The organism is Sphingobium sp. HDIP04 (genome assembly GCF_000445085.1).
Taxonomy (GTDB): Bacteria; Pseudomonadota; Alphaproteobacteria; order Sphingomonadales; family Sphingomonadaceae; genus Sphingobium; species Sphingobium indicum.
On the sequence record NZ_ATDO01000130.1, the window covers coordinates 23,994 to 31,894 of the forward strand.

The following is a 7,901-nucleotide window of genomic DNA, read 5'->3' on the forward strand; positions in this document are numbered from 1 at the left end:
CTCTTCCCTTGATGACCGGCTGGAATTCATGCCGGGGTGCGTAAATGGCGAATAGCAGCCTGAATCTGAACGTGAATTGAAGAGCGCGCCGGAAGGGCGCTCTATGGAGAGCGGCGGAAAGGCTGTTCGGCGCTCTGGGCCGGGGTGCTGCCCTCCCAGGTCCGCCGGACAGCCTTTCTCCCCATCGGCCGACAAACCCGGCGCCAATAAAAAAGCCGCCCGGTGAGGGGCGGCTTTCCTATTGTCGTTCCGAAAGGAAGCCTCAGGCTTCTTCGGCCGGAGCTTCTTCGGCTTCCACGGCGATTTCGCCGGGTTCCGCATTCGGATCGTAATCTTCGATGAAGCCGCTCTCGTCCTTTTCGAACAGGTCGGCCATCACGTCGACGCCCTGGCTCTGAAGCTCGGCTTCTTCCGGCGAGCGGGCGACGTTCACCGTGATGGTGACGGCGACTTCCGGGTGCAGCGCGACCTTGACGTCGAACACGCCCAGCGTCTTGATCGGGCGTTCCAGCACGACCATCGCCTTGGTGACGTTGGTGACGCCATCGGCGTGCAGCGCTTCCACCACGTCGCGGACGGCGACTGAACCGTAGAGATGGCCGGCGTTGGACGACTGGCGGATCAGGACGATCTGCTTGCCGTTGACGCCTTCGGCAGCCTTTTCGGCGTCCGAGCGGCGGGCGGCGTTGTCGGCCTCGATCTTGGCGCGGTTGGCTTCGAACACCTTTTTGTTGGCGGCGTTCGAACGCAGCGCCTTCTTGTTGGGCAGCAGGTAGTTACGCGCGTAACCGTCCTTCACGGTGACGACGTCGCCGATGGCGCCCAGCTTCTCGATCCGTTCGAGGAGAATGATTTCCATGGGTCTTACTCCCTCACTTCACGATGTAGGGCAGCAGGCCCAGGTGACGGGCGCGCTTGATGGCCTGGGCCAGTTCGCGCTGCTTCTTGGCGGACACCGCGGTGATGCGGCTGGGGACGATCTTGCCGCGCTCGGACACGAAGCCCTGGAGCAGACGGACGTCCTTGTAATCGATCTTCGGCGCATCCTTGGCGGCGAAGGGGCAGCTCTTGCGGCGGCGGAAAAACGGGCGTGCCATGTTTCAGATCTCCTTATTCGCCAGCCGGGGCTTCTTCGCGCTCGCGGCGCGGGCCGCGATCGCCACGCTCGCCGCGCGGACCGCGCTCGGCGCGTTCCTGCTTGCGCATCATGACCGACGGGCCGGTTTCCAGCTCATCGACCTTGATGGTCATGTAGCGGATGATGTCTTCGTTGATCTGGGTCTGGCGCTCCAGTTCCGCGACGACGCCGGCGGGGGCGTCGATGTTCAGCATCACATAGTGCGCCTTGCGGTTCTTGGCGATCTTGTAGGCCAGGCTGCGCAGGCCCCAGGTTTCCACCTTGGTCACCTTGCCCTGCATTTCCTCGACGATCTTGGTGGCGGTTTCCGCCAGGGCGTCCACCTGCGCCTGTGCCAGATCCTGGCGCGCAAGGAACACATGCTCGTAAAGAGCCATGGATATTGCCTCATCTGTTGGCCGATCGCTGACGCCCGCCCCATGCGAAACGCCCCTCCGGCTGTCGTCCATAAGCATTCGTTCGCAGGGCCGCGAGTCACCTCCGGCCAAGCGAAGCGGCGCCTATGGCGGAAATGCGGGGGAAAGGCAAGGAAGAGTTGAAAGGGTTTGAGCCAATCCCTCCTCCGTTCGGGCTGAGCCCTTCGACGGGCTCAGGACAGGCTTGTCGATGCCTTCCACTTCCTTCTATCCATGGAAAAGTAAGGAAAGCACTTCGACAAGCTCAGTGCGAACGGATGTGATTTCTGGGGGAGATGGTAATGGCGGTCGGTATCGCGGCGCTTTCGCTGATTTTGCTGATGGTCGCGGCCTATCGGGGGATGAGCGTCATCGTGATGGCGCCGTTGCTGGCGATGCTGGCGGTGTTCCTGACCGATCCGGCCGCGGTGCCGGCGGTCTTTTCCGGCCTGTTCATGGACAAGGTGGGGAGCTTCCTGAAACTCTATTTCCCGGTCTTCCTGCTGGGCGCTCTGTTCGGGAAGCTGATCGAGATTTCGGGCTTTTCGCGTGTCATCGTGACGGCTGTGATCGGGCTGGTGGGGGCGCAGAGGGCGATCCCGGCGATCATGCTGGTGACCGCGCTGCTGACCTATGGCGGGGTTTCGGTGTTCGTGGCGGTGTTCGCCGTCTATCCCTTCGCCGCCGAGATGTTCCGGCAGGGCGACATCCCCAAGCGGCTGGTGCCCGCGACCATCGGCCTGGGGGCGATCACCTTCACCATGGACGCGATGCCGGGGACGCCGCAGATCCAGAACATCATCCCCACCAGCTTCTTCGGCACGACCGCCTGGGCGGCGCCGGTGCTGGGGCTGATCGGATCGGCCTGCATCATGGGGCTGGGCCTTGCCTATCTGGGCTGGCGCCGGCGGGCGATGCGGGCGGCGGGGGAGGGCTATGGCGCGCCGGAGACGCTGGTGAACGAACCGGAGGCGGCGGACATGGGCGGGCGGGCCGTGCATCCGCTGGTCGCCCTGCTGCCGTTGCTGGTGGTGGGATTGGGCAATCTGGCGCTGACCATGCTGATCCCGCGCCTGGCTGCGGGGGAGGAGGTTAGCATGTCGCTGCCCGGCTTGACCGATCCGGTCGCGGTGAAGGTGGCGCAGGTCGCCGCGCTCTGGGCCGTGGAGGGCGCCTTGCTGCTGGGGATCGGGACGATCCTGCTCTTTGCCTTCCGCCCTGTGGCGCGGCGCTTCGCCGACGGGTCGAAGGCGGCGGTGGGCGGCGCCCTGCTGGCGGGGATGAATACGGCGGTCGAATATGGCTTCGGCGCGGTGATCGCGGCGCTGCCGGGTTTCCTGGTGGTGAAGGAGGCGCTGAGGGCCGTGCCCGATCCGTTGGTCAATGAGGCGATCACGGTGACGTCGCTTGCCGGGATCACGGGGTCTGCTTCGGGCGGGCTGTCGATAGCGCTGGCGGCTATGGCGGAGCAGTTCGCGGCGGCGGGGGACGCGGCGGGCATCCCGCGCGAGGTGCTGCATCGGGTGGCCTCCATGGCGAGCGGGGGCATGGACAGCCTGCCGCATAACGGGGCCATCATCACCCTGCTGGCGGTGACGGGGCTGACCCATCGGCAGGCCTATAAGGATATTTTCGCGCTGACCCTGATCAAGACCTTCACCGTGTTCGTGGTGATCGCGGTCTATTATCTGACGGGGTTGACATGAAAAACGCCCCGGAGCGTGGCTCCGGAGCGTTCCGGCCGGTGTGGCCGGCTTAGCGGATGGCGCCTGCGACGACCGCGCCGATGATGCCGCTGGTGATGGCGATCAGGACCGCGTCATTGCCGGAGCGGACCCAGCGGTAACCGCGCGGCGGGGCGTTCAGGCGATAGCCGCGATAATTGTTGATCACGCGATAGTTGGTCGCATAGCGTCGGTCGAATCGCTGCCCCTTGGCCCAGCGGCGATGATCGTCCTTGCGGACCACCGTGGTCCGGGTGACGGTGCGGCCGTGGGGGCCGTGCTTCACGACCTGGCGGACTTCACGCTGATGCGCGGCCTGCGCCTGCGAGGCGACCATCGGGCTGGCGGTCATGGCGGTGGCGGCCAGACCCATCAGAATCTTCTTGAACATGATCTTGCTCCTTCTTTCTTGCTCCGGCCGGCTCTCCCGGCGTTGAAGACAGAATTAGGAGCCATTTGTCGCAGGCCTGTGCCGACCATGCCCAAGGATTGTCGAAAATTGTAACAGAAGCGGAATTAGTCTGAATATCGGTTCAGAAAAGACCGTCTTTCAAGGGCTTGAATGAACTTTCGGTCCGCCGTCATTCGTGGCGCAGGGCGTCGATGGGGTTGAGCGCGGCGGCGCGTCGGGCCGGGAAATAGCCGAAGACCACCCCGATGGCGGCCGAAAAGAGGAAGGCGATCACATTCACCTTCACGTCGAAGATGAAGGGCACCTGCATCAGCGGCGCGATGGCGACCGACGCGACCAGCGCCAGGAACAGGCCGATCAGCCCGCCCAGGCAGGACAGCACGATGGCCTCGACCAGGAACTGCATCAGCACTTCGCGCGCGACCGCGCCGATGGCGAGGCGGATGCCGATCTCCCGCGTGCGCTCCGTCACCGAAACCAGCATGATGTTCATGATGCCGATGCCGCCGACCAGCAGGGAAATCGCCGCCACCGCCGCCACGATCTGCGTCAATATGGTGGTGGTGCCGGTCAGCGTGTCGCTGATCTGCTTGGTGTCGAAGACGTTGAAATTGTCCTCCGCGCCCGGCTTCACCTTGCGGCGTTCGCGCATCAGTTCCTCCAGGCTGGCCTGGACCGCGCTGGTGTCGTAGGCGTCGTCCACCGCGACCATGATCTGGCTGATGTCGCGGTCGCCGGTGAAGCGGCGCTGGACGAACTTGATCGGCATGACGACGACATCGTCCTGATCCCCGAATCCGCCCTGGCCCCGCGTGGCGAGCGCGCCGATCACCTGGCAGGATACGCCCTTGATGCGTATGCGCTTGCCGACCGGGTCATTGCTCTGGAACAGGTTGGTGCGCACCGTATTGCCGATGATGCAGACGGGTTTTCCCGCCTCCTCCTCCTCCGGCATGAAGAGGCGGCCGGTATCGGCCTTCCAGCTTTGCACCTCGAAATAGGCGGCGGTGGTGCCGTAGACGGTGGTGGACCAGTTGCTGCCTTCGTAAATGGCCGTGCCGCTGGATTGCACCATCGGCGCGACGGCGCGGACGCCGGTAAGCTGGTTCTCGATGGCGGTCAGGTCGGCGGGCTTGAAGTCGGGCGGGCGCGGACCGCCGCCGCCCCGGCCGAAACCCTGGCCGGGGCGGAGTTGCAGCACATTGGCGCCGAGCGAACTGATCTGCTCGCGTACGGCGGCGGTCGCGCCATTGCCCAGCGTGACCATGGTGACGACCGCCGCCACGCCGATGATGATGCCCAGCGTGGTGAGGAAGCTGCGCAGCTTGTGCCGGTTGATCGCCCGGAAGGCGAGGATGACGGTGGTGCCTAGCATCTTTCGCGCGCGCCTTCGTTCATTCCCGCCTTCGCGGGATTGACGGGGGAGGGTATCGCGATCACGCCGTCACCCCCTGCTCGACCCGCTCCACCAGCCCGTCCTTGAAATGCACGATGGTGCGCGCAAAGGCGGCCATGTCCGGCTCATGCGTGACCATCAGCACGGTGATGCCGCCATTGCGGTTGAGGTCGGTCAGCAGTTCCATGATCTCCACCGATCTTTCGGAATCGAGGTTGCCGGTCGGCTCGTCCGCCAGCAGCACGTCGGGCTGGGTCACGATGGCGCGGGCGATGGCGACGCGCTGCTGCTGCCCGCCGGACAGTTCGGCGGGCGTGTGGTCCCACCAGTCCTTCAGGCCGACCTTGTCCAGCGCGGCCATGCCGGCCTCATATCGGGTCTTCTTGTCCTCGCCGCGATAGAGCAGGGGCAACTCGACATTCTCCAGCGCCGTGGTGCGGGACAACAGGTTGAACCCCTGGAACACGAAGCCCAGATAGCGGCGGCGCAGCAGGGCGCGCTGGTCGCGGTCGAGCGTTTCGACATGCCGCCCCTTGAACAGGAACTCCCCGCCCGTGGGCACGTCGAGGCAGCCCAATATGTTCATCGTCGTCGACTTGCCGGAGCCGGAAGGCCCCATGACCGCCACGAAATCGCCCTGCGCGATGTCGAGGTCGATGCCCTTCAGCGCCTGAAAGGCGGTCGGGCCGGAGCCGTAGACCTTGGTGACGCCGCGCAGGGAGATGATCGGATCGGCCGCCATGCGCGTCAGCTTCCGCTCTGGCGGCCGGTGCGGACCGGCGCTGTTTCCGCCTTCCCGCCGCCCGAATTGCCGAGCTTGCCGACGGTCGCCGGGCTGCCGTCGGTGGAGCGGTCGCCTTCCGGCCTGCGGTTGCGGTCACGCGGTCCGCCGCCCCGCGAACCGCCATCGGCCTGGTCCTCCGCCGGAGCCTGCTGGCCGGCGGCAAGTTGCCCGGTGATGACGCGCATGCCGGGCTTGAGGCCGCCGCCGGTGATGACCGTGCGCGCGCCGTCGCTGGCGCCGACGGTCACCTGCACTGCCCTGGGATTGCCGTCCTCGCCCACGACGTAGACGGTCTGGCTGCTGCCGATGCCGAAGCTGACCTGCCGGTTCGCGCCGCCCCGGCGGAAACGGCGGGGGCCGGGGACGATCTGGCTGGTGATGCCGCCGCCCTGGTTGCCCGCGCTGGGCTTGAAGCGAAGCGCGCTGTTGGGGACGAGCAGCACGTCATGCAGTTCCTGCGTCACGATGTCGGCGGTCGCGGTCATGCCGGGGCGCAATATCTCGTCCTTGTTGTCCACCGACAGCACCGCCGTATAGGCGACGACGGTGCCCGTCGTGCTGCTGGCCGCGCTGCTGCCCGATGAGGAGGAGGAACTGGCGCTGGCGCTGTTGGAGCCGACATTGACCCGCGTCACTCGCGCCGGAAAGGTGCGGCCGGGGAAGGCGTCGACGGAGAAATTGGCGCTCTGGCCCTCCTTCACCTGTCCGACATCCGCCTCGTCGACCGAGACCTCCACCTCCATCTGGGTCAGGTCTTCGGCGATGGTGAAAAGGACCGGCGCGTTCAGCGAGGCGGCGACGGTCTGGCCCGGCTCTATGTCGCGGGACAGGACGACGCCGGTCACGGGCGAGACGATCTGGGCGATGGAAAGATTGGTCTGCGCCGTGGAAAGCTGCGCCTGGGAAACGCGAACCTGCGCCTGCGCCGAGCGGAGGTTGGCGAGGGCGGAGCTGTAGTCGGCGCGGGCGGCATCCAGTTCCGTCCTGGCGGGAACGCGCCCGCCGGAGAGCTTGAACACGTTGAGCTGGCGGTCGAGCGTCGCCTTGGCCAGCGCCGCCTGCGCCTCCGCCTGTGCAACGCCGGCCTGCGAGGAGGCAAGCTGCGCCCGGTTCTGGTTGATCGTGTCCACCAGCCGCCGGGTGTCGAGTTCGGCCAGCTTCTGCCCCCTGGTCACGCGGTCGTTCACATCGACATGGACCGCCGTGATCTTGCCCGACTGTTCTGAACCGACATCGACCTGGTTGATGGGCTTCAGATTGCCGGTGGCGGATACGGAGACGGTGAGGTCGCCCTTGCGCACTTCCCGCGTCGCGTAATTGGGTTTGTCGTCGCCCGAAAAGCAGCGGGCAAGCAGCAGGACGAGGATCAGCAGGGCGACGCCGACCGCGCCCCGGACCACCCATTTGCGCCACGGCCTTTCGGGCCGCGCCCCCAGAAAGTCGTTCAGGCCCTGATCGCTGGTCGCATCGTTAGTCATTGGGACGGTTTTCCATATTCTGCCAGCCGCCGCCCAGCGCATTATAGAGCTGGGCCAGGCCAAGGACTTCGTCGGATTGCGCGCCGGCAAGGCTGTTGCGCGCATTCAAAAGGCTGTTCTCGCTCTGGGAAAGCGTCTGGAAATCGATCAGGCCCGCCTGATACTGGCTGCGCGCCAGGATCGCGGCGTTGTTCGACGCTTCATAGGCGGTCGCGAACTCCGCCTTGCGGGCGCGGGCGCTCGACAGCGAAGCCATGGCATTCTCCACATCCTCCAGCGCGGACAGCACCGCCTGCTTGTAGGCGGCGAAGGCGGCGTCGGTCGCCGCCCGCTGCGAACGAACCTGCGAGGCGAGGCGTCCGCCGTCGAAGATGACCTGCGCCACATTGGCGAAGACGCCGCCGGTGACCAGGCTGAACAGGTCTTTGAAGCTGTTGGAGGTCGTGCCGATATTGCCGCTGATGCCCAATGAGGGATAAAGCTGCGCCTGCGCCACGCCGATGCGCGCCGTTGCGGCGGCCAGCGCCCGTTCGGCCGAGCGCACGTCCGGCCGCTGGCGCAGCGTGTCGGCGGG

At 66.0% G+C, this 7,901-nt stretch carries 9 protein-coding genes; 1 reads left to right on the forward strand and 8 read right to left on the reverse strand.

Annotated elements, in window-relative coordinates; all coding sequences use genetic code 11:
• Window positions 1–262: 262 nt before the first annotated feature.
• The 3 genes from rplI to rpsF are packed head-to-tail and all read right to left on the reverse strand — an operon-like array spanning window position 263 to window position 1,515.
• Window positions 263–859: a 50S ribosomal protein L9 gene (rplI, locus tag L286_RS44920; protein ID WP_013039941.1), complete on the reverse strand. Its 597-nt coding sequence runs from the start codon at window positions 857–859 to the stop codon at window positions 263–265.
• A 13-nt stretch (window positions 860–872) separates the two neighbouring features.
• On the reverse strand, window positions 873–1,097 hold the full coding sequence (rpsR, locus tag L286_RS44925; protein ID WP_004212076.1) for a 30S ribosomal protein S18: 225 nt from the start codon (window positions 1,095–1,097) through the stop codon (window positions 873–875).
• A 13-nt stretch (window positions 1,098–1,110) separates the two neighbouring features.
• On the reverse strand, window positions 1,111–1,515 hold the full coding sequence (rpsF, locus tag L286_RS44930) for a 30S ribosomal protein S6 (RefSeq protein WP_007688995.1): 405 nt from the start codon (window positions 1,513–1,515) through the stop codon (window positions 1,111–1,113).
• 320 nt (window positions 1,516–1,835) lie between these two features.
• Between rpsF and L286_RS44935 the strand changes: the two genes are divergently transcribed.
• Window positions 1,836–3,239: a GntP family permease gene (locus tag L286_RS44935; RefSeq protein ID WP_020820987.1), complete on the forward strand. Its 1,404-nt coding sequence runs from the start codon at window positions 1,836–1,838 to the stop codon at window positions 3,237–3,239.
• Window positions 3,240–3,288: 49 nt separating this feature from the next.
• On the opposite strand, the gene L286_RS44940 is transcribed toward L286_RS44935, so the two are convergent.
• The 5 genes from L286_RS44940 to L286_RS44960 all read right to left on the reverse strand — a co-directional run.
• Window positions 3,289–3,648, reverse strand: a complete 360-nt coding sequence (locus tag L286_RS44940; RefSeq protein ID WP_020820986.1) for an RcnB family protein — start codon at window positions 3,646–3,648, stop codon at window positions 3,289–3,291.
• 190 nt (window positions 3,649–3,838) lie between these two features.
• A complete protein-coding gene (locus L286_RS44945; protein ID WP_007689001.1) occupies window positions 3,839–5,044 on the reverse strand; it encodes an ABC transporter permease in 1,206 nt (401 codons plus the stop codon).
• 61 nt (window positions 5,045–5,105) lie between these two features.
• Window positions 5,106–5,807 (reverse strand): ABC transporter ATP-binding protein, encoded by a 702-nt coding sequence (locus L286_RS44950; RefSeq protein WP_020820985.1) that lies wholly within the window; start codon window positions 5,805–5,807, stop codon window positions 5,106–5,108.
• Window positions 5,808–5,812: 5 nt separating this feature from the next.
• A complete protein-coding gene (locus L286_RS44955; protein ID WP_020820984.1) occupies window positions 5,813–7,327 on the reverse strand; it encodes an efflux RND transporter periplasmic adaptor subunit in 1,515 nt (504 codons plus the stop codon).
• A partial coding sequence (locus L286_RS44960) for a TolC family protein (RefSeq protein WP_021223351.1) occupies window positions 7,320–7,901 on the reverse strand: 582 nt, incomplete at its 5' end. The genes L286_RS44955 and L286_RS44960, both read right to left, overlap by 8 nt.